Origin of the sequence: Streptomyces spiralis (assembly GCF_014654675.1) — a bacterium.
Taxonomy (GTDB): Bacteria; Actinomycetota; Actinomycetes; order Streptomycetales; family Streptomycetaceae; genus Streptomyces; species Streptomyces spiralis.
This window is the reverse complement of sequence record NZ_BNBC01000021.1, coordinates 40406-59965: the sequence shown is the minus strand read 5'-3', so window position 1 is coordinate 59965 and position 19560 is coordinate 40406. Positions and strand designations below refer to the sequence as shown.

The following is a 19560-nucleotide window of genomic DNA, read 5'->3' as shown; positions in this document are numbered from 1 at the left end:
ATCCGTTCCCACGGACGGCGGGCTGCCCCGGTTCAGCCGGTGGCAGCCCGCAGGACCGTGCTCGGATCGCCTCACACCGGTCTGGGCAGGTCCTCCATCGCCTCCACACGGGTGAACACCTCGTCCCCACCCGTCCCGGTCAGCAGGTACGCCTGGGCCTCGGCCACGTGGAAGTACATTCCGTGCAGCTCCAGGGTGCCCTCCCGCAGGGACCGGGCCACCGAGTCGTGGGCGCGCAGGTGTTCCAGCTGCTGGACGACGTTGATCAGACACAGCCGCTCGACCGCCTCGGCGGGCCGTCCCCCGGCCGTCCAGGGCACCGGGCGGCTGCCGTCGGCCATCCGCTCCACACTGGGCAGCCCGTGCCGCAGCCATCTCCCGAGCGGCGTCCCGGCGTTACCGGAGCCGGAGCCGGAGCCGGAGCCGGAGCCGGAGCCGGAGCCGGTGCGGTGACCGCTGCCCGAGCCCGAGCCGAGCAGGGCCTGCATCGCCCCGCACCCGGAGTGGCCGCACACGGTGATGGAGCGCACGCCGAGCACGTCCACCGCGTACTCGATCCCGGCCGCCACCGAGTCGTCACCACGGTCCTCCTCGGGCGGCGGCACGAGATTGCCCACGTTCCGCACGACGAAGAGGTCGCCGGGCCCACTGGAGGTGATCATCGACGTGACCAGCCGGGAGTCGGCACAGGTGAGGAAGAGCTGGGAAGGCTGCTGCCCCTCCCGCGCCAGCCGCGCCAGCTCGTCCCGCACATGTGGTGCGACCGTCCGCTGGAACATGCTGATGCCTCTGGCCAGTTGCCGTCTGCTCGGACCGGGGTCCGAAGTCGGCCCGTGTGCCTCGAACGCGCCCGCGCTCCTGTCCGCGCCCGAGTCTGCGTGCGCGTCCACGTCTTGCGTCGCGCCCGAACCTGTGTCCGCGCCCACGCCCCGAGCCGCGCCCACGCCCCTGCCCGTGTCGCGGACCGGTGCCGGTCCCGCTCCGGGGTGGGTGCCGTCGCCCGACGCCGGCAGCGTCCGTGGGCCGCCCTCGCACTGGTGGTTGCGCCAGGGCGTCCAGGGCCGGCACCGGCAGCCCGCTGATCCGGCGGGCCCAGCCGGCTCGGCGATGCGGACTCCGGCGCGGCGGCCGGTGAGCTCGACGGAGCCGCCCTGCGCGGTGTGCGTACGCTGCCAGTCCTGGAGTGACTCGTACGCGGCGTGGTCCATGAACGAGCCGTCCAGGGCGACGACGGCACGGGCTCCTTGGGGCACCAGATGCAGGGCCCGGCTGAGCCGCGGCACCGCGAGGAACGTCAACTGTCCCCGTACATGTACGTGATGGACTCCTTCCTGCTCGTCGTGCGTGATGCGGGTGCGGGCGAGGCGGTGCAGGGCGACGGCGACGGCCGCGGCGACCCCGAGGGCCACGCCCTCCAGGACACCGAGGGCCACCACGCCGAGGGTGGTGACGGCGTAGACCAGCACCTCGCGGTGGCGGGTCACCGTGCGGATGTGGTGCAGGGACACCATCTGGATGCCGACGGCCATCACCAGGGCGGCGAGCGAGGCGAGCGGGATGAGCTCCAGGATCGGGACCATCAGCAGCGCGGCGATCACTACGAGAACGCCGTGCAGCATCGTGGAGTTCCGGCTCACGGCACCCGCGCGCACATTCGCCGAACTCCGTACGGCCACCCCCGCGATGGGCAGCCCGCCGAGCGCGCCGGAGACGACGTTGGCGGCGCCCTGGCCGAGCAGTTCCCGGTCCAGGTCGGAGCGGGGGGTGCGGGCGGCAGGTCCCGGGCGGCCGGCCAGCAGCTTGTCCACGGCGACGGCGCCGAGCAGCGACTGCACGCTGCACACCAGCGTGGTGCTGAGGACGGCGGCGGCCAGGCCGAGCGCCGGCCCCTCGGGCAGTCCGGCCAGGGCGTGGCTGCGCCAGGACGGCAGATCGACCCGGGGCAGTACCAGCCCGGCGGCGGAGGCGATCGCGGTGGCGCCCGCGACGGCGACGAGGGCGGCCGGCACCCGGCGCAGCAGGCTCCCGGCCCGGCCGGGAAGCCGGGGCCAGAGCAGCAGCAGGGTCAGGGTGAGCGCGCTGGCGGCGAGGGCGGCCGGGTCCGGGTCGGCCAACTGGGCGGGCAGCGCACGGAGGTTGTCGAGCACGGAGCTCTGCGGGTTGCCGCCGAGGACGATGTGCAGCTGGGCGACGGCGATGGTCACGCCGATGCCGGCGAGCATGCCGTGCACCACGGCGGGGCTGACGGCGAGCGCTCCGCGGGCCACGCGCAGGCAGCCGAGGCCGAGTTGGGCGAGGCCGGCGAGAACGGTGATGGCGCAGGTCGTACGCCACCCGTAACGGTGGATCAGGTCGGCGGTGACCACCGTGAGTCCGGCGGCGGGGCCGCTGACCTGCAACGGGGATCCGCCGAGGCGTCCGGCGACGAGTCCGCCCACGGCGGCGGCCACGAGGCCCGCCTGGAGCGGGGCGCCGGTGGCGAGGGCGATACCGAGGGACAGGGGCAGGGCGATCAGGAAGACCGCGACGGCGGCCGAGACATCGGCGCCCGCGAGTCGGGGGCGGCGCCGCGGGGGCGGGCTGTGGGGTGGGTGCGAGTGCTGGGGCCGAGTGGAGTCGGCCGCGTGTGTGGGGGCGCAGGCTGACATGTATCCGGTCTCCTCCGGATCTCTGGTCTTCTCCGGATCAGCTGAACCAATGCTGAGTAAAGCAATCGTAATGCAACGTAAAGCCCGCACATGGATTTTCGGAGCAAACGGGGCAGTTAATCATCTCGATGGGTGAATTTGGTCTTTTATCGGCTTGTCGTACTAATTCCTTCTCGCCCTCGTGCGACCTTGGCGGCGCTGCCGGAATGCCCGGCACCTCACCAGCACACGCCGCCTCGGCGTTGGACGAGAGAAGGAAGAAGGTGGGCCGAACATGGCCGCCATCCAGAGGATCGCCGCGAGCGTCGTAGCCGCCGCGGCCTGCGCCTCGTCGCTCGCCGGGTGCGTGAGCGACACCGACGGTCCCTCACCGGGCCCGCAGGGCGCGCACGGTGCTCCCAAAGCCGTGCAGCAGCCGCCCGGGAGCGTCGTCCGCCTGATCGGGGACGGATCCACCGCGTACACCGGGGCCCAGCCGCACCTGCCCCGGCCGGAGCGGCTGAGAGCGGGTGAGAAGCCCCCGCAGTTCGTCGTGTTCTCCTGGGACGGCGCCGGCGAGGACAGGCAGAAGCTCTTCTCCCACTTCCGCAAGGTGGCGAAGGCCAACAACGCGACGATGACGTTCTTCCTCAGCGGCGTCTACATGCTGCCCAAGGACAAGCGCGACCTGTACGAGCCCCCGCAGCACGCGCCGGGCAGCTCGGAGATCGGCTTCAACGACGCGCAGGGCATCGCCGACACCGCACAGCAGGTCCGCCTGGCGTGGCTGGAGGGCAACGAGATCGGCACCCACTTCAACGGCCACTTCTGCGGCCCGAACGGCGGGGTCGGCCAGTGGTCGGTCGACGAGTGGAAGAGCGAGATCGCCCAGGCCAAGGGCTTCGTGAAGACCTGGAAGACCAACAGCGGCCTGGAGAACCTGGCCCCGCTGCCCTTCGACTACGACAAGGAACTCATCGGCGCCCGCACCCCCTGTCTGGAGGGCCAGAAGAACTTCGTGAAGGCGGCGAGTGAGCTCGGCTTCCGCTACGACAGCAGCGGCGTCGACAACCAGGTGTGGCCGAAGAAGAGAGCCGGCCTGTGGGACCTGTCCATGCAGCTCGTGCCGTTCCCCGGGCACACCTTCGAGCAACTGACCATGGACTACAACTTCATGGTCAACCAGTCGGGGACGCTGACGCAGGGCGACCCCGACAAGTTCGAGTACTGGGGCGACCAGATGCGCGACGGTCTGCTCAAGGGCTTCTACCGGGCCTACGACGGCAACCGCGCACCACTGATCATCGGCAACCACTTCGAGTCCTGGAACGGCGGCACCTACATGCGTGCCGTCGAGGACGTCGTGAAGGAGGTCTGCAACAAGCCCGAGGTGCGCTGCGTCTCCTTCCATCAGCTGGTCGACTGGCTCGACGCCCAGGACCCGCGGGCCCTGGCCAAGCTGCGCACGCTGGAGGTCGGCGAGGCCCCCAAGCAGGGCTGGGCGTCCTTCCTGTCGGCCGACCCGGCCCCGGCGCCCAAGGGTGTGCCCGGGGCGCCGAGGTCCTAAGGGGGTGTCGGTCGTCAGGCGAGGGCGGTGACGCCCTCGCCGAGGACGAAGCCGGGGTCGACCTGAGCCGCCAGGTCGGCCCCGGTCCGCTCGTTCCCCCACGAGGCGGCGTTCTTCAGGTGGAAGTGCACCATCTGCTGTGTGTAGCGCTGCCAGTCGCGCAGCTCGTGCGTGGCGTCGGCGGCGACCTGGAGCGTGCGCAGCGCACGGCGGTTGGCGTCCTCCAGGAGCTCGAACCGGGGCGGCCGGCCCTTCTCCATGGCGCGCACCCAGTCCGAGTGCCCGACGGCCACGAGCAGGTCGTCCCCGACCTCGGCCCGCAGGAAGTCGAGGTCGTCCTGCCCCTGCACCTTGTTGCCGACGACCCTCAGCACGACGCCGAAGTCGCGGGCGTACTCCTTGTACTGGCGATAGACGGAGACCCCCTTCCGGGTCGGCTCGGCGACGAGGAACGTGATGTCGAAGCGGGTGAACATGCCGGAGGCGAAGGAGTCCGAACCCGCCGTCATGTCCACCACGACGTACTCGTCGCGGCCGTCCACCAGGTGGTTCAGATACAGCTCCACCGCACCGGTCTTGGAGTGGTAGCAGGCGACGCCCAGGTCGGCGTCCGTGAAGGGCCCGGTGACCATCAAACGGACGGCGCCGCCCTCGAGTTCCACCTCGCGCGCACAGGCTTCGTACAGCGGGTTGTCCTCGCCCACCCGCAGCAGCCGCGAGCCCTCGCCGGGCGGAGTCGTCTTGATCATCGTCTCCGCGGAGGCGATGCGCGGATTGCTGCCCCGCAGATAGTCCTTGATCAGCGTCAGCCGGTCGCCCATCGCGGGCAGGGCGGCCGCCTCGGCCTCCTCCAGGCCCAGCGCGGCGCCCAGATGCTGGTTGATGTCGGCGTCGATCGCGACGACGGCCGCCCCGGCCGCCGCGAGATGGCGGATGAACAGGGAGGACAGAGTGGTCTTGCCGCTGCCGCCCTTCCCGACGAAAGCAATTTTCATGTTCACCAAGGGTAGTGGTGCGATAGCTGTACGTGGCACCGTGCGTGAAGAAGACCACTCCTTCGGGGACCGGGCTGCTCGGGTGCGTAGGGTCGTACCCATGAGTACGCAAGGCGCGACCGCCGATCCGCTCGCGGCCCTGGGCGCGCTGCCCGGTGTGGCCGAGTCCGTGGAGTCCGTGCGCAAGGCCGTGGACCGGGTCTACGGGCACCGGATCATGCGGCGCCGGAGCAACGCGATCACCTCCGAGGCGGCGCTGCGCGGTGCGCGCGGTTCCGCGGCGCTGTCCGGGGCGGACTGGGCCCTGGAGGAGGTGCGCCGGCGCACCGACTTCAGCGGCGACGACGAGGCACGCGTGCTGGGCGCGGCCCTGCGGCTGACGGCCGAGGCCGGTCAGCTGCTGTCCATCTGGCGGCAGTCGCCGCTGCGGGTCCTGGCGCGGCTGCACCTGGTGGCCGCCGCCGGCACGGAGGACACCGTCGGGCGGCCGCGTCAGGAGGGTGAGGACGTCCATGAGCCGCTGATCGAGCTGCCGCTGCCCCGGGCGGCCGAGGTCTCCGGGCGGCTGGAGGGCCTGTCCGAGCTGATCGTCGCGGGCACTTCCGCGCCCGCCCTGGTCACCGCGGCCGTCGTGCACGGCGAACTGCTGGCGCTACGCCCCTTCGTCTCCCACAACGGCCTGGTGGCGCGGGCGGCCGAGCGCATCGTCCTGATCGCCAGCGGCCTGGACCCGAAGTCGGTCTGCCCGGCCGAGGTCGGCCACGCCGAACTGGGCCGCGCGGCCTATCTGGCGGCCCTGGACGGCTATGTCTCCGGCACTCCGGAGGGCATGGCGGCCTGGATCGGCCACTGCGCCAAGGCCGTCGAGCTGGGCGTACGCGAGTCGACGGCGGTGTGCGAGGCGCTGCAGCGCGGGGCCGCGTGACGGCCGCCTCCAAGGCGACGGGCACAGAGTTGCGGCGGTACGAGATCTCGTACCGCCGCTGGCATGAGCACCGAGTTACCAAGCGTCCTCGATATGTCGCCCATCAGGTCGGGATCTTTGCCCGTCACCTGGTGCGGCTGGCCCGTAATCGACGGGTCGACGTCGCGTGGGTGCCCGGTGTTCATGCGGGGTCCGTGGGGCCGAATGCGTTTTAAAGGTGATCCTCTCGGATGTCCTTCGGTCTCGCGGGCCACTGAGTCCTTTGTACTGCAAGCGGGGGGCAAGCGGAACCCCTGCCCGCACTTCTTTACTTTTAGGTTCAAACAGGACATAAAAGCGCCGGGATGCCGGACGTAATTTCCCGCGCGAGCCCGACGGGCGACCCCCGGCAACCGGGGTTCAGCCGGCCGTGCCCCGGCGCCGGCTCGCGTACCAGACGAGTCCCGCGGTGGCCATGGCCGCTCCCACGGCAGCCGCCGCGACCAGGGCGGGACGCGGCGGCACGGAGAACCCGGGCAGTCGCTGCTTGAGCCGTACCGGACGGTGGAAGTCGAGGACCGGCCACCCGCGCGCGACGGCCTCCCGGCGCAGCGCACGGTCCGGGTTCACGGCGTGCGGGTTCCCCACCGACTCCAGCATCGGAACGTCGGTGACCGAGTCGCTGTAGGCGTAGCAGCGGTCGAGGTCGTAGCCCTCGGACGCGGCCAGCTCGCGCACCGCCTCCGCCTTCGTCGGGCCGTAGGCGTAGTACTCCACCTCACCGGTGAAGCAGCCGTCCTCGCCCACCACCATCCGGGTGGCCACCACCCGGTCCGCGCCCAGCAGCTCCCCGATCGGCTCGACCACCTCCGCGCCCGACGTGGACACGATGACCACGTCCCGCCCGGCGCTGTGATGCTCCTCGATGAGCGAGGCGGCCTCGTCGTAGATGATCGGGTCGATCAGGTCGTGCAGCGTCTCGGCGACGATCTCCTTGACCTGCCGCACGTTCCAGCCGCGGCACAGCGCGGAGAGGTAGGCGCGCATGCGCTCCATCTGATCGTGGTCGGCGCCGCCGGCGAGGAAGACGAACTGGGCATACGCGGTACGCAAGACAGCCCTGCGGTTGATCAGCCCGCCTTGGTAGAACGACTTGCTGAACGTGAGCGTGCTCGACTTCGCAATGACCGTCTTGTCCAGATCAAAGAAGGCCGCCGTGCGGGGCAAGGAGTGGTTTTCCACGTCCCTGAGCATAGGGGCAGCCCATTCGGCGTAAGGTGGGCGCGTGGGTTTGCCTGAGAGGCCTCTCGGGTACACCATGGAAGTCACGGATCGTTCGCGACCGTGCTAACCCGGTCCGACTCCTCCCCCCCCGAGTCGGCCGTGGAGACGACCCCCGCTCTCCCCCCCGGCGGGGGTCGTCGCATGTCCGGGTGGGTTTTCCCCTTCTCCGCACCCTCGTGGTGCCACACCTGCCGTTCCGCATGCCCTCCGCGGCCTGCCCGCGGTCCATCACGGTGAGTAGTCGCGGGGCTGCGCTGCGGCAGTCGCACGAGAACCAGCACAGGGGTCACCGGTTTGGGTGACGGCCATTTTCACAACGGCTGAGTTGTCCACAGATTTCGACCAAGATCCACATCATTTCCCGGTTCGCTGCACCGTGATTCCTGCGCGCACCGCTCGGGGCGAGTTCATGGCCGGTTCCGTTTGTCGGGCGCGTATGGCCGGTTCGTATCGGCCGTCCATATGAAGGCCGGTTGCCGGTTCTTCACATGTTCGGGATTCGCGCGGCCGCGGGGGCCGCGCGAGTGATCCAGCGAAGGGGGACCCACCCGTGACCGGAACCGTCACACACGATCCGCCGCCCGGTACCGGAGGGCGACAGGGCGGACCGCTGATCGTCACCGAGGACGCCGAACTCCTCGACGACCTGCTGCGCCTGTGCGCGGCGGCGGGCGCCACACCCGAGGTCCATCACGGGGTGCCCGAGCGCAGAGGGACCTGGGAGGCCGCGCCGCTGGTGCTGGTGGGGGACGACGCCGCCCGGCGGGTGCGCGGGGCCGCGCGCAGGCGCGGAGTGGTGCTGGTCGGCCGCGACCAGGACGACTCCGGGGTCTGGCGGCGTGCCGTCGAGATCGGTGCCGACCATGTGCTGGTGCTGCCCGACGGCGAGCAATGGCTGGTCGACCGGATCGCCGACGTCGCCGAGGGCGTCGGCCGGCCCGCACTCACCGTCGGCGTCATCGGCGGCCGGGGTGGAGCCGGCGCGTCCACGCTCGCCTGCGCGCTCGCCGTCACCGCCGCGCGGGAAGGCCTGCGCACCCTGCTCGTGGACGCCGATCCGCTGGGCGGCGGGCTCGATGTGCTGCTGGGCGGGGAGGCGGCCGAGGGGTTGCGCTGGCCGGCGTTCGCCGCCTCGCGCGGGCGGGTCGGTGGTGGCGCCCTGGAGGAGTCGCTGCCGGAACTGCATTCGTTGCGAGTGCTCAGCTGGGACCGTGGCGACTGCGTCGCCGTCCCGGCGCAGGCCGTCCGGGCGGTGCTGGCCGCCGCCCGGCGGCGCGGCGGCGCCGTGGTCGTCGACCTGCCCCGCCGTGTGGACGAGGGCGTCGCCGAGGCCCTGGCCCAGATCGACGTCGGCCTGCTCGTGGTCCCCGCCGAGCTGCGGGCCGTGGCCGCCGCCACACGCGTGGCCTCCGCCGTCGGCATGGTCCTGCGCGACCTGCGGGTGGCGGTACGGGGGCCCTACGCGCCCGGCCTCGACGACCGCGAGGTGGCCAGGCTGCTCGGGTTGCCGCTGGTGGGCGAGGTGCCCGTGGAGTCCGGGCTGCGACGGCCCGGCGAGGGCAGGACACCGCCCGGCGGGAACGCGCGCGGCCCGCTGGCCCGGTTCTGCACGGCCTTCTGGGAGCGGGCCCTGATCGAGGCGGGTGCCGCATGAGGCCGGTGGTCGATCCCCGGCGGGGACGGACGGGGGTTCGGGGCGCGTCGACGGGCGCCACGGACGGGTCCGGCCGTGCGGACGGGGCCGGTCCTGTCGGTGGGGTCGGGAGCGCTGACGGGTTGAAGGATGTGGATGGGCAGGCGCGTGCCGAGGGCTTCGGGTACGGCCAGGGGCCCGGGGACTCCGATATGTCCGCGCAGCTGCTGGACCGTGTGCGGCGGTGGCTCGCCGAGAGCGGGGCCGAGCCGACGCCCGCGCGTGTGGCCCAGGCGCTGCGGGAGCAGGGCCGGGTGCTCGGGGACGCGGAAGTGCTCGGGGCGGCCGAGCGGTTGCGGTCCGAGCTGATCGGCAGCGGCCCGTTGGAGCCGCTGCTCGCCGATCCCTCGGTGACCGACGTCCTGGTGTCGGCCCCGGACCGGGTCTGGGTCGACCGTGGAGGCGGACTGGAGCGGGCCGCCGTCGCCTTCCCCGACGCGGCGGCCGTACGACGCCTCGCGCAGCGCCTGGCCGCCGTGGCCGGACGGCGCCTGGACGACGCCCGGCCCTGGGTCGACGCCCGCCTGCCCGACGGCACCCGGCTGCACGCCGTGCTGCCCCCGGTCGCCGTCGGCTGCACCTGCCTGTCCCTGCGCGTCGTACGGCCGCGCGCGTTCACGCTCGGCGAACTGGTGGCGGCGGGCACGGTGCCGCCGGGCGGGGACCGCGTGCTGCGGGCACTGGTGCGGGCGCGGCTGTCCTTCCTCATCAGCGGTGGCACCGGCAGCGGCAAGACCACACTGCTCAGCGCGCTGCTCGGCCTGGTCGGGCCGGGAGAGCGGATCGTGCTCGCCGAGGACTCGGCGGAGCTGCGCCCCGACCATCCGCACGTCGTCCGCCTCGAGACCAGACCCGCCAACCAGGAGGGCGCGGGCCTCGTCACCCTCGAGGACCTGGTGCGGCAGGCGCTGCGGATGCGGCCGGACCGGCTGGTCGTGGGCGAGGTGCGCGGTGCCGAGGTGGTCCATCTTCTGGCCGCGCTGAACACGGGGCACGAGGGCGGCTGCGGCACGGTGCACGCGAACGCGGCCGCGGACGTGCCGGCCCGGCTGGAGGCGCTGGGCACGGCCGCCGGGCTGGACCGGGCCGCGCTGCACAGCCAGTTGGCCGCGGCGCTGTCGGTGGTGGTGCACCTCGTGCGGGACCGCTCCGGGCGGCGGCGGATCGCCGAGGTGCGGGTGCTGGAACGGGACGCTTCGGGGCTGGTGCGGACGGTACCGGCACTGCGCTGGGGCCCGGACGCGTTCGTGGCGGAACGGGGATGGGAGCGGCTGAGGGAGCTGCTCGGCGCGGAGGGTCCGGAGAGGGATCCGGCGATTGCGGAGAGGAAGTGGCGGACGCAATGAGGGAGTTGTTCTCCGTGGGGGAGCCGTTCTCCGGACCGGCGATTTCCGGATCGGCGCCTTCGGGGCCGGTGTCCATGGCGGCGGCCGTGTTGTGTGCCGCAGCTGCCGTGTGGCTGCTGGGCGGGCGGCGCTCCGCGGCGCGGCGGGCGCGGTTGCTGCTCGCCGGTGGCGGGGTGGTGGGCACGGGGCCGCCGGTGTGGGAGAGGGTCCGCGACGAACTGGCCCGCGTCCGCGGGCGGGTGCGGGCCGAGTGGTGGGCGCCGGCGGCCGGGCTGGTGCTGGCGGTTCTGGGCGCCTCGGTGCTGCCGGTCGTCGCGGGGGTGGCCGGAGTGCCGGTGCTGCGCCGGATCCGGCTCGCCCGGGCCGCGCGCCGGGAGCGGGAGCGGCGGGCCGATGCGGTGATCGCCCTGTGTTCGGCGCTTGCGGGGGAGGTGCGGGCCGGGCGCCAGCCGGGCGAGGCGCTGCTGTACGCGGCGCGGGAGTCGGGAGGTCTGGGGGAGGCCCAGGCGGCGGTGCTGGCGGCGGCGCGGTACGGCGGCGACGTGCCCGGAGCGCTCACCACGGCGGCCCGGCAAGCGGGTGCCGAGGGGCTGCGTGGGCTCGCGGCCTGCTGGCTGGTGGCCGTGGACCAGGGCGCGGGCCTGGCCGCCGGGCTCGATCGGCTCGAAGCGGCGCTCCGCGCGGAGCGGGACCAACGCGCCGAACTGCGCGCTCAGTTGGCGGGCTCGCGGGCCACCGCGGTGATGCTCGCCGGGCTGCCGGCCCTGGGTCTTCTGCTCGGTACGGCCATGGGTGCCGATCCCCTGCACGTGCTGCTGCACACGGGAGCGGGCCTGGGCTGCCTGCTGGTCGGCGGGGTGCTGGAGGCCGCGGGGCTGTGGTGGGCCCTCGGGGTCGTGCGACGGGCGGAGGCGGCGTGAGCGGGGATGTTGTCCACAGGCTGGGGACGGCCGCGGGAGCGGCGGTGCTCCTGGCGCTGTCGGTGCGGTGGCTGAGGGCCCTGCGCGGGAAGCGGAGACTGCGGCGGCGGATGGCCGCGCTGCTGGAGACGGCTCAGGCGCTCCAGCGGGAGCGTACCGGTCCTCGCATCCCGGTGCCGGGCGCCCTGTGGTGGTGGTTGTCCGCGGCAGGGGTCGTGGGCGCCGGATGGGTGCTGGTCGGCGCTCCCGCCGGGGTCGTGGCCGGGCTCGCCGGCGCGGTGGGACTGTGGCGACAGCGGCGGCAGGGGGCGGCCCGTCCCGGGGCCGAGTTCGACGCGGCCGAAGCCGCCCGGCAACTTCCCCTCGCGGCCGACCTGGTGGCGGCCTGCATCGCGGCCGGCGCCGGTCCGGTGATCGCCGCCCAGGCGGTGGGGGAGGCCCTGGGCGGGCCTGTGGGCGAAGGGCTGGCACGGGGCGCGGCGGAGGTACGGCTCGGCGGCGCACCGGCCGACGCCTGGCAGCAGCTCGCCTCGATACCGGGCGCCGCGGCACTCGCGCGGCTGCTGGAGCGAGCCGACGAGTCCGGGCTCCCCGCCGCCGGACCGGCCGCGCGGCTCGCCGCCGATGTACGCGCCGACCGGTCGCGCGCCGCCACGGCCCGGGCCCGCCGGGCGGCCGTCCTGGTCACCGCGCCGGTGGGGCTGTGCTTTCTGCCCGCCTTCGTCGCGGTCGGTGTGCTTCCCGTGGTGATCGGCCTCGCGGGAGGGGTGCTGAGAGGGGGTGGTGGCTGACGGGGGCGGTGGACGCGGTGGACGGGCTGGAGGCGCTGGACGGGCGATGAGCGAGCGCGGTGAGTGAACAACGGACCAAGACCTCACGGGGGTTGAGATGTACGCAAAAACACGGGCACGGCTGCGTGCCCTGCTGAGCCGGATGCGCGGAGACGCGGGAATGGTCACGTCCGAGTACGCGATGGGCATCATCGCGGCGGTGGCCTTCGCCGTGCTGCTGTACGAGGTGGTGACGAGCGGGCAGGTGAAGACCGAGCTGCAGAACATCGTGAAACGAGCGCTCAGTGCCCGGATGTGAGCACCGGCGCGACCGGGGAGCCGACCAGGGGTTCGTCACCGCGGAGGCCGCCATGGTCCTGCCCGTGCTGGTGCTGGTGGTGACGACACTGGTCTGGGGACTGCTGGTGGTGCTCGCGCAGATCCAGTGCGTGGACGCGGCCCGGGTGGGCGCCCGGGCCGCCGCCCGGCAGGACCCGGACGGGGCCGTCACCCGGGTGGCGCGCGAGGCGGCACCGCATGGCGCGAGAGTCACGGTGACCCGGCAGGGAGAGTACGTCCGCGTGGTCGTCGTGGCCGAGCCGCCGGGAATGGGCGCACTGCCCTTCCACCTGAGAGAGGAGGCTGTCGCCGAGGCGGAGGAGTCGGTCGGAGCGGCCCGGGACCCGGACCGGACCGCCACGAAGAGCAGGACCGCCACGAAGAACGGGACGAAGAACGGGACGCAGAACGGGACGAAGAGCGGAACAGGCTCATGAGGCACCGGTTCTCCGGCGGCGACCGAGGCTCCGCCACCGTCTGGAGCGTGGGGGCGATCGCCCTGCTGTGCGTGGTGTTCGGGGTCGGTCTCGCCCTGGGACAGGCCGTGGTCACCCGGCACCGTGCTGCCGGGGCCGCCGACCTCGCGGCCCTGGCCGCAGCGGAGCACTGGGCGGAGGGCCGTGCAGCGGCCTGTGCCCGGGCCGACCGGGTGGCGCGCGCACAGGGCGCCGGACTCGCCCGGTGCGCGATCGCGGGTGACACCTCGGACGTCACGGCGGAGTCGGAACGCGGTCCGTTCACGGCACGGGTCAGGGCGAGAGCGGGACCGCCGGATCCGTCGGGAACCGCGTCACCGTTCACCCGAATGGAGCAAGCCGCACCCTGACGGCCTAAGCCCCGCCCTCCTTTTCCTCAAGCTCCTCAGGCTGCTCGGGCAACTCGGGAGCCCCCTTCAGCAGCACCGTCAGCAGTCGGACGGCCCCCCTCTTGTGGAGCGGATCGTTGCCGTTGCCGCACTTGGGGGACTGGATGCAGGACGGGCAGCCGGCGTCGCACTCGCAGGAGGCGATGGCCTCGCGGGTGGCGGTGAGCCAGGCGCGGGCGGTGTGGAAGGCGCGCTCGGCGAAGCCCGCGCCGCCGGGATGGCCGTCGTAGACGAAGACGGTGGGCAGCAGCGTGTCCGGGTGCAGCGGGATGGACACCCCGCCGATGTCCCAGCGGTCGCAGGTGGCGAAGAGGGGCAGCATGCCGATCGAGGCGTGTTCGGCGGCGTGCAGGGCGCCGCCGAGGATCTCCGGGTTGATCCGGGCCTCGTCGAGCTGGTCCTCGGTGACCGTCCACCACACCGCGCGAGTGCGCAGCGTACGAGGAGGGAGGTCGAGTTTCGTCTCGCCCAGCACTTCACCGGTGATGACACGCCTGCGGAGGAAGGAGACCACCTGGTTGGTGACCTCGACGGAGCCGTAGCACAGGCGGCCGTCGCCCCAGGGGACCTCGGTGTCCGTCTCCAGGACGGAGATCGCCGTCGTGTCGCGGGCGACCGTGGTGTACGGCGGGTCGGCCTCCTGGACCAGGGCGACCGAGTCGTCCAGGTCCAGGGAGCGCACCAGGTAGGTGCGGCCCTGGTGGAGGTGGACGGCGCCCTCGTGCACGGTCGTGTGCGCGGCGGCCTCGTCGACCGTGCCGAGCAGCCGCCCGGTGTCCGCCTCGACGATCTGCACCGGGCGTCCGCCCCCGCCGCGGATGTCGGTGAGGTCCGCGGCCCGCTCCCGGCGCGTCCAGTGCCAGGCCTTCGTCCGGCGGCGCAGCAGCTTCGCGGCCTCCAGCTGCGGCAGCAGCTCCGCGCAGGCCGGCCCGAACAGCTCGACGTCCTCGTCGGTGAGGGGCAGCTCGGCGGCGGCCGCGCACAGGTGCGGGGCGAGGACGTAGGGGTTGTCCGGGTCGAGGACCGTGGACTCCACCGGCTGGTCGAACAGGGCCTCGGGGTGGTGGACGAGGAAGGTGTCCAGCGGGTCGTCGCGGGCCACCAGCACGGCCAGGGCGCCCTGGCCGGCGCGGCCCGCCCGGCCGGCCTGCTGCCACAGGGAGGCGCGGGTGCCGGGATAGCCGGCGATCAGCACCGCGTCCAGGCCGGAGACGTCCACGCCGAGCTCGAGGGCGGTCGTGGCGGCCAGGCCCAGCAGTTCGCCGGAGTGCAGGGCGCGTTCCAGGGCGCGGCGCTCCTCGGGGAGGTAGCCGCCGCGGTAGGCCGCGACACGCCGGGCCAGCGGGCGGTCGATCTCGGCCAGCCGTTCCTGGGTGATCACCGAGATCAGTTCGGCGCCGCGCCGGGAGCGCACGAAGGCGACCGAGCGCACGCCCTGGAGGGTGAGGTCGGTCAGCAGGTCGGCGGTCTCGGCGGTGGCCGTGCGGCGGACCGGGGCGCCCTTCTCGCCGTGCAGTTCGGTCAGCGGGGGCTCCCAGAGGGCGAACACCAGTTCACCGCGAGGGGAGGCGTCGTCGGCCACCTCCACCACCGGCAGACCGGTCAGTCGGCGGGCGGCCACCGAGGGCTGTGCCGCGGTCGCCGAGGCCAGCAGGAAGACCGGCGAGGCGCCGTAGCGCGCGCACAGCCGGCGCAGCCTGCGCAGGACCTGGGCGACATGGGAGCCGAAGACGCCCCGGTAGGTGTGGCACTCGTCGATGACCACGTACTTCAGAGCACGCAGGAAGGAGGACCAGCGCGGGTGCGAGGGCAGGATCCCGCGGTGCAGCATGTCCGGATTGGTCAGGACGTAGTTGGCGTACTGGCGGATCCACTCGCGTTCTTCGACCGGCGTGTCGCCGTCGTACACGGCGGCCCGTACGGCGCTGCCCAGCGGCCGGGCCAGGCCCCGTACCGCACGGCACTGGTCGGCCGCGAGGGCCTTGGTGGGGGCCAGGTAGAGGGCCGTGGCGCCACGGCCGTTCGGCGCCTCGGAACCCTCCAGCAGCGTCGACAGCACCGGCACCAGATACGCCAGGGACTTTCCGGACGCCGTGCCCGTGGCGACGACCACGGAGTCGCCGTCGAGGGCGTGCTCGGCCGCGCGCGCCTGGTGGGCCCAGGGGTGTTCGATTCCGCATGCCTGGACCGCCGCGATGACCTCCGGGCGAATCTCTGCGGGCCAGACGGCATGGCGACCCGCCCGCGGGGGCAAGTGCTCCGTATGAGTGATGCGCGCAGCCCTGCTCGGCCCCGAGGTGAGCCGGTGCAGAATCGCGCCCGGAGTCAGGCGGGTTGCGGGGTCCGTCGGGGATCGATCGGATCGGTGATTCTTGGCCATTGGCCCCGAGTGTGTCACCGGCGTGACGGACAATGGAGCCAAGGCGTCGTGCACGCCTGCCGGTAAGTGATTGAATGCCATCGCGGCTGGCGAACCGTCCTGGGGGCCTCTGCCGAGGTGCCCGAGGGGCGACCGCTCGATAGCAAGGTGCTGGAGGATCCGTGGACCTGTCCCTGTCGACCCGTACCGTCGGCGATCGTACGGTCGTCGAGGTCGGTGGCGAAATCGACGTATATACCGCGCCCAAGCTGCGCGAGCAGCTGGTCGAGCTGGTGAACGACGGGAATTTCCACCTCGTCGTCGACATGGAGGGCGTGGACTTCCTCGACTCCACCGGGCTCGGCGTGCTGGTCGGCGGTCTGAAGCGAGTGCGTGCCCACGAGGGCTCGCTGCGCCTGGTCTGCAACCAGGAGCGCATTCTCAAGATCTTCCGCATCACCGGTCTGACCAAGGTGTTCCCGATCCACACCTCGGTCGACGAAGCGGTGGCGGCCACCGACTGACCGCCGGTCCCGGGCCGGTGCCCGGGGCGGAAGAACTACACGCGGGAGACCGGGCTCTCGGCGGCCCGGCCCCGCGACAGCACGCCCGTAGCTCCTAGGGGGATGCATGGCCACCGTCGAACTCCGCTTCAGCGCGCAGCCCGAGCATGTCAGGACCGCCCGGTTGGTGGCGGCAGCGGTGGCGCGCAGGGCCGGAGTGGACGAGGCCGTCCTCGACGAGGTCAGGCTCGCCGTCGGCGAGGCCTGCTCCCGTGCGGTCGGGCTGCATCAGAGCGGCGGCATTGCGGCACCGGTGACGGTGATGCTGATCGAGGAGGAGAAGCAGTTCTCCATCGAGGTCGGCGACGAGGCCCGCCACGCGTCGCACGGCCCCGGGGACGCTCCGGTCGCCGTGGACGACGCGGAGGCCGAGGAGGACGAGATGGGCCTCGCGGTCATCAGCGGCCTGGTCGACGACGTGAAGGTCACGGCCGGGCAGGACGGCGGGTTGATCAAGATGACCTGGCCGACCACACCGCCCACCGCCGTGCTCGCCTGAGCCGACGGCTCACCGTTCTCGTACCGAAGGGCCCCACCGAGGTGGGGCCCTTCGGCATGTCGCGGGACGGGTGAACGTACCTACTATGGGTTGACCATCATTTCGTGAAGTCATTCACGATCGATAGCCCGATAATGGATCAAGGGTCAATGCTCCAGAGGCATTACTGCTTTCGGGTGTCGTAGCGCCCGGCGATCATTTGCTGAGAAGGGTGTGACGGCTGATTCCATTTACCGCACACTGTTTTGATCGGGTTCAGCTACCTACAATCCGTCCACATCTTGAGCTCAGCCCAAGCGTCAAGGAGGACGAATGGCGGGGCTTTCTACCCCTCATCAGTTGGGCCAACCCACAACCTTCGCAGCCGCAGTGCTGACCCACGACAATCGGATCATCGTGGCGGTCATCGCGGCCGTCGCGCTGGCCGCGCTCGTGGTCGCGGGCGTCCTGGTGCGCCAGGTGCTCGCGGCGGGCGAAGGCACCGACAGCATGAAGAAGATCGCGGAAGCGGTTCAGGAAGGCGCGAAGGCCTATCTGGGCCGTCAGCTGCGCACGCTCGGCGTATTCGCCGTCGTGGTGTTCTTCCTGCTCATGCTGCTGCCCGCGGACGACTGGAATCAGCGCGCCGGACGGTCGGTGTTCTTCTTGATCGGAGCCGCGTTCTCGGCGGCCACCGGTTACATCGGCATGTGGCTCGCCGTGCGCAGCAATGTGCGTGTCGCCGCGGCGGCGCGGGAAGCGACTCCGGCGGAGGGTGAGCCGGAAAAGGATCTCACCACCGTCTCGCACAAAGCCATGAAGATCGCTTTCCGCACGGGCGGCGTCGTCGGCATGTTCACGGTGGGGCTCGGCCTGCTGGGCGCCTCCTGTGTGGTGCTGGTGTACGCGGCCGACGCGCCGAAGGTGCTGGAAGGCTTCGGCCTCGGCGCCGCGCTGATCGCGATGTTCATGCGTGTCGGCGGCGGCATCTTCACCAAGGCCGCCGACGTCGGCGCCGACCTGGTCGGCAAGGTCGAGCAGGGCATTCCGGAGGACGATCCGCGCAATGCCGCGACCATCGCCGACAACGTGGGCGACAACGTCGGCGACTGCGCGGGCATGGCGGCCGACCTCTTCGAGTCCTACGCGGTCACGCTCGTCGCCGCGCTCATCCTCGGCAAGGCGGCCTTCGGCAACGACGGGCTCGCCTTCCCGCTGCTGGTGCCCGCGATCGGCGTGATCACCGCCATGATCGGCATCTTCGCGGTGGCACCGCGACGCGCCGACCGCAGCGGCATGTCCGCGATCAACCGCGGCTTCTTCATCTCCGCGGTGATCTCGCTGGCGCTGGTCGCGATCGCCGTCTACACCTATCTGCCGTCGTCGTACGCCGATCTGACCGGCGTCACCGACGCGGCGGTCCGTGGCAAGGACGGCGACCCGCGGATCCTCGCCCTGGTCGCGGTCGCCATCGGCATCCTGCTGGCCGCCGTGATCCAGCAGCTGACCGGCTACTTCACCGAGACCAGCCGGCGGCCGGTCCGCGACATCGGCAAGACCTCGCTCACCGGCCCGGCCACCGTCGTCCTCGCCGGCATCTCCGTCGGCCTGGAGTCGGCCGTCTACACCGCCCTGCTGATCGGCCTCGGCGTCTACGGGGCGTTCCTGCTCGGCGGTACGTCGATCATGCTGGCGCTGTTCGCGGTGGCCCTGGCCGGCACCGGCCTGCTCACCACGGTCGGTGTGATCGTCGCCATGGACACCTTCGGCCCGGTCTCCGACAACGCGCAGGGCATCGCCGAGATGTCCGGCGACGTCGAGGGCGCGGGCGCCCAGGTGCTCACCAACCTGGACGCGGTCGGCAACACCACGAAGGCCATCACCAAGGGCATCGCCATCGCCACCGCCGTGCTCGCGGCGTCGGCGCTCTTCGGGTCGTACCGCGACGCGATCACCACCGGCGCGCAGGACGTCGGCGCCAAGCTGTCCGGACCCGGGGCTCCGATGAGCCTGATCATGGACATCTCGCAGCCCAACAACCTGGTCGGTCTCGTCGCCGGAGCCGCGGTCGTCTTCCTCTTCTCCGGACTGGCGATCAACGCGGTGTCGCGGTCGGCGGGCTCGGTGGTGTTCGAGGTGCGGCGGCAGTTCCGCGAGAAGCCCGGGATCATGGACTTCACCGAGAAGCCGGAGTACGGCAAGGTCGTCGACATCTGCACCAAGGACGCCCTGCGTGAACTCGCCACGCCCGGTCTGCTCGCCGTCATGGCGCCGATCTTCATCGGGTTCACCCTCGGTGTCGGCGCGCTCGGCGCGTACCTCGCGGGAGCCATCGGCTCGGGCACGCTGATGGCGGTGTTCCTCGCCAACTCCGGCGGCGCCTGGGACAACGCCAAGAAACTCGTCGAGGACGGCCACCACGGCGGCAAGGGCAGCGAGGCCCACGCCGCCACCGTCATCGGCGACACGGTCGGCGACCCCTTCAAGGACACCGCCGGTCCCGCGATCAACCCGCTGCTGAAGGTCATGAACCTGGTGTCGCTGCTCATCGCGCCCGCGGTCATCAAGTTCAGCTACGGCAGCGACAAGAGTCTCGGCGTACGGATCGCGATCGCGGTCCTCGCGATGGTCGTCATCGTCGTCGCGGTCTACATCTCCAAGCGGCGCGGAATCGCCGTGGGTGACGAAGACAACGCCGAACAGGTGTCCAAGTCGGCCGACCCCGCGGTGGTTTCGTAGGCGGTCGTACGACAGGCCCAGTTCACGAGGCGGGCGGGCGGCGCACACAAGGCGTCGCCCGCCCGCCGCGTGTGCGCCCGGACCCGCTTCCGTGAGCCTTCTCTCGCTTGG

At 72.2% G+C, this 19560-nt stretch carries 16 protein-coding genes; 12 read left to right on the top strand and 4 right to left on the bottom strand.

What is annotated here, in order from left to right; genetic code table 11:
* Positions 1-71 precede the first annotated feature (71 nt).
* A complete protein-coding gene (locus tag IE318_RS21890) occupies positions 72-2648 on the bottom strand; it encodes a bifunctional SulP family inorganic anion transporter/carbonic anhydrase (protein ID WP_189902853.1) in 2577 nt (858 codons plus the stop codon).
* Positions 2649-2922: 274 nt separating this feature from the next.
* Between IE318_RS21890 and IE318_RS21885 the strand changes: the two genes are divergently transcribed.
* Positions 2923-4194, top strand: a complete 1272-nt coding sequence (locus IE318_RS21885) for a polysaccharide deacetylase family protein (protein WP_189902850.1) — start codon at positions 2923-2925, stop codon at positions 4192-4194.
* 14 nt (positions 4195-4208) lie between these two features.
* Here the strand turns inward: IE318_RS21885 and IE318_RS21880 are convergent, their stop codons facing one another.
* Positions 4209-5189: an ATP-binding protein gene (locus tag IE318_RS21880; protein WP_189902849.1), complete on the bottom strand. Its 981-nt coding sequence runs from the start codon at positions 5187-5189 to the stop codon at positions 4209-4211.
* Positions 5190-5289: 100 nt separating this feature from the next.
* Here IE318_RS21880 and IE318_RS21875 point away from each other — a divergent pair, with 100 nt between their 5' ends.
* Complete coding sequence (locus tag IE318_RS21875) at positions 5290-6114, top strand: Fic family protein (protein ID WP_189902846.1); 825 nt, start codon at positions 5290-5292, stop codon at positions 6112-6114.
* A gap of 399 nt (positions 6115-6513) precedes the next feature.
* On the opposite strand, the gene IE318_RS21870 is transcribed toward IE318_RS21875, so the two are convergent.
* Positions 6514-7347 (bottom strand): HAD family hydrolase, encoded by an 834-nt coding sequence (locus IE318_RS21870; protein ID WP_030177246.1) that lies wholly within the window; start codon positions 7345-7347, stop codon positions 6514-6516.
* A gap of 580 nt (positions 7348-7927) precedes the next feature.
* On the opposite strand from IE318_RS21870, the gene ssd reads away from it, so the two are divergent.
* The 7 genes from ssd (at position 7928) to IE318_RS21835 (ending at position 13271) form a co-directional block, all read left to right on the top strand.
* A complete protein-coding gene (gene ssd, locus IE318_RS21865) occupies positions 7928-9031 on the top strand; it encodes a septum site-determining protein Ssd (RefSeq protein ID WP_189902845.1) in 1104 nt (367 codons plus the stop codon).
* 191 nt (positions 9032-9222) lie between these two features.
* The gene (locus tag IE318_RS21860; protein WP_189902843.1) at positions 9223-10416 is read left to right on the top strand and encodes a TadA family conjugal transfer-associated ATPase; all 1194 of its coding nucleotides are present in this window, start codon (positions 9223-9225) and stop codon (positions 10414-10416) included.
* A gap of 74 nt (positions 10417-10490) precedes the next feature.
* Positions 10491-11336 carry a type II secretion system F family protein gene (locus tag IE318_RS21855; RefSeq protein ID WP_189902984.1) on the top strand — a complete coding sequence of 282 codons (846 nt, stop codon included), beginning with the start codon at positions 10491-10493 and terminating at the stop codon, positions 11334-11336.
* On the top strand, positions 11333-12127 hold the full coding sequence (locus tag IE318_RS21850) for a type II secretion system F family protein (RefSeq protein WP_189902841.1): 795 nt from the start codon (positions 11333-11335) through the stop codon (positions 12125-12127). The genes IE318_RS21855 and IE318_RS21850 overlap by 4 nt, the downstream gene beginning before the upstream one ends.
* A gap of 97 nt (positions 12128-12224) precedes the next feature.
* A complete protein-coding gene (locus IE318_RS21845; RefSeq protein WP_078917295.1) occupies positions 12225-12425 on the top strand; it encodes a DUF4244 domain-containing protein in 201 nt (66 codons plus the stop codon).
* Positions 12412-12882: a TadE family type IV pilus minor pilin gene (locus IE318_RS21840; protein WP_189902839.1), complete on the top strand. Its 471-nt coding sequence runs from the start codon at positions 12412-12414 to the stop codon at positions 12880-12882. Before IE318_RS21845 ends, IE318_RS21840 begins: the two co-directional genes overlap by 14 nt.
* On the top strand, positions 12879-13271 hold the full coding sequence (locus tag IE318_RS21835) for an Rv3654c family TadE-like protein (RefSeq protein WP_189902837.1): 393 nt from the start codon (positions 12879-12881) through the stop codon (positions 13269-13271). Before IE318_RS21840 ends, IE318_RS21835 begins: the two co-directional genes overlap by 4 nt.
* Positions 13272-13275: 4 nt before the next feature.
* Here the strand turns inward: IE318_RS21835 and sftH are convergent, their stop codons facing one another.
* Entirely contained in the window at positions 13276-15771 is a 2496-nt protein-coding gene (sftH, locus tag IE318_RS21830) for a DEAD/DEAH box helicase (protein WP_189902835.1), read from the bottom strand.
* Positions 15772-15851: 80 nt separating this feature from the next.
* Here sftH and bldG point away from each other — a divergent pair, with 80 nt between their 5' ends.
* The 3 genes from bldG (at position 15852) to IE318_RS21815 (ending at position 19449) form a co-directional block, all read left to right on the top strand.
* Complete coding sequence (gene bldG, locus IE318_RS21825) at positions 15852-16193, top strand: anti-sigma factor antagonist BldG (RefSeq protein ID WP_009189842.1); 342 nt, start codon at positions 15852-15854, stop codon at positions 16191-16193.
* A 106-nt stretch (positions 16194-16299) separates the two neighbouring features.
* Positions 16300-16731 carry an ATP-binding protein gene (locus IE318_RS21820; RefSeq protein WP_189902833.1) on the top strand — a complete coding sequence of 144 codons (432 nt, stop codon included), beginning with the start codon at positions 16300-16302 and terminating at the stop codon, positions 16729-16731.
* A gap of 312 nt (positions 16732-17043) precedes the next feature.
* Positions 17044-19449 (top strand): sodium-translocating pyrophosphatase, encoded by a 2406-nt coding sequence (locus tag IE318_RS21815; RefSeq protein WP_030177267.1) that lies wholly within the window; start codon positions 17044-17046, stop codon positions 19447-19449.
* Positions 19450-19560: the final 111 nt, after the last annotated feature.

Excerpts from the sequence above, each read along its gene's own strand:
- IE318_RS21875 (WP_189902846.1), top strand. The coding sequence starts at position 5,290 with ATGAGTACGCAAGGCGCGACCGCCGATCCGCTCGCGGCCCTGGGCGCG.
- IE318_RS21880 (WP_189902849.1), bottom strand. The coding sequence starts at position 5,189 with ATGAAAATTGCTTTCGTCGGGAAGGGCGGCAGCGGCAAGACCACTCTG.
- sftH (WP_189902835.1), bottom strand. The coding sequence starts at position 15,771 with ATGGCATTCAATCACTTACCGGCAGGCGTGCACGACGCCTTGGCTCCA.
- IE318_RS21890 (WP_189902853.1), bottom strand. The coding sequence starts at position 2,648 with ATGTCAGCCTGCGCCCCCACACACGCGGCCGACTCCACTCGGCCCCAG.
- IE318_RS21815 (WP_030177267.1), top strand. The coding sequence starts at position 17,044 with ATGGCGGGGCTTTCTACCCCTCATCAGTTGGGCCAACCCACAACCTTC.
- IE318_RS21820 (WP_189902833.1), top strand. The coding sequence starts at position 16,300 with ATGGCCACCGTCGAACTCCGCTTCAGCGCGCAGCCCGAGCATGTCAGG.
- IE318_RS21835 (WP_189902837.1), top strand. The coding sequence starts at position 12,879 with ATGAGGCACCGGTTCTCCGGCGGCGACCGAGGCTCCGCCACCGTCTGG.
- IE318_RS21855 (WP_189902984.1), top strand. The coding sequence starts at position 10,491 with ATGGCGGCGGCCGTGTTGTGTGCCGCAGCTGCCGTGTGGCTGCTGGGC.
- IE318_RS21885 (WP_189902850.1), top strand. The coding sequence starts at position 2,923 with ATGGCCGCCATCCAGAGGATCGCCGCGAGCGTCGTAGCCGCCGCGGCC.
- IE318_RS21870 (WP_030177246.1), bottom strand. The coding sequence starts at position 7,347 with ATGCTCAGGGACGTGGAAAACCACTCCTTGCCCCGCACGGCGGCCTTC.
- IE318_RS21860 (WP_189902843.1), top strand. The coding sequence starts at position 9,223 with ATGTCCGCGCAGCTGCTGGACCGTGTGCGGCGGTGGCTCGCCGAGAGC.
- IE318_RS21845 (WP_078917295.1), top strand. The coding sequence starts at position 12,225 with ATGTACGCAAAAACACGGGCACGGCTGCGTGCCCTGCTGAGCCGGATG.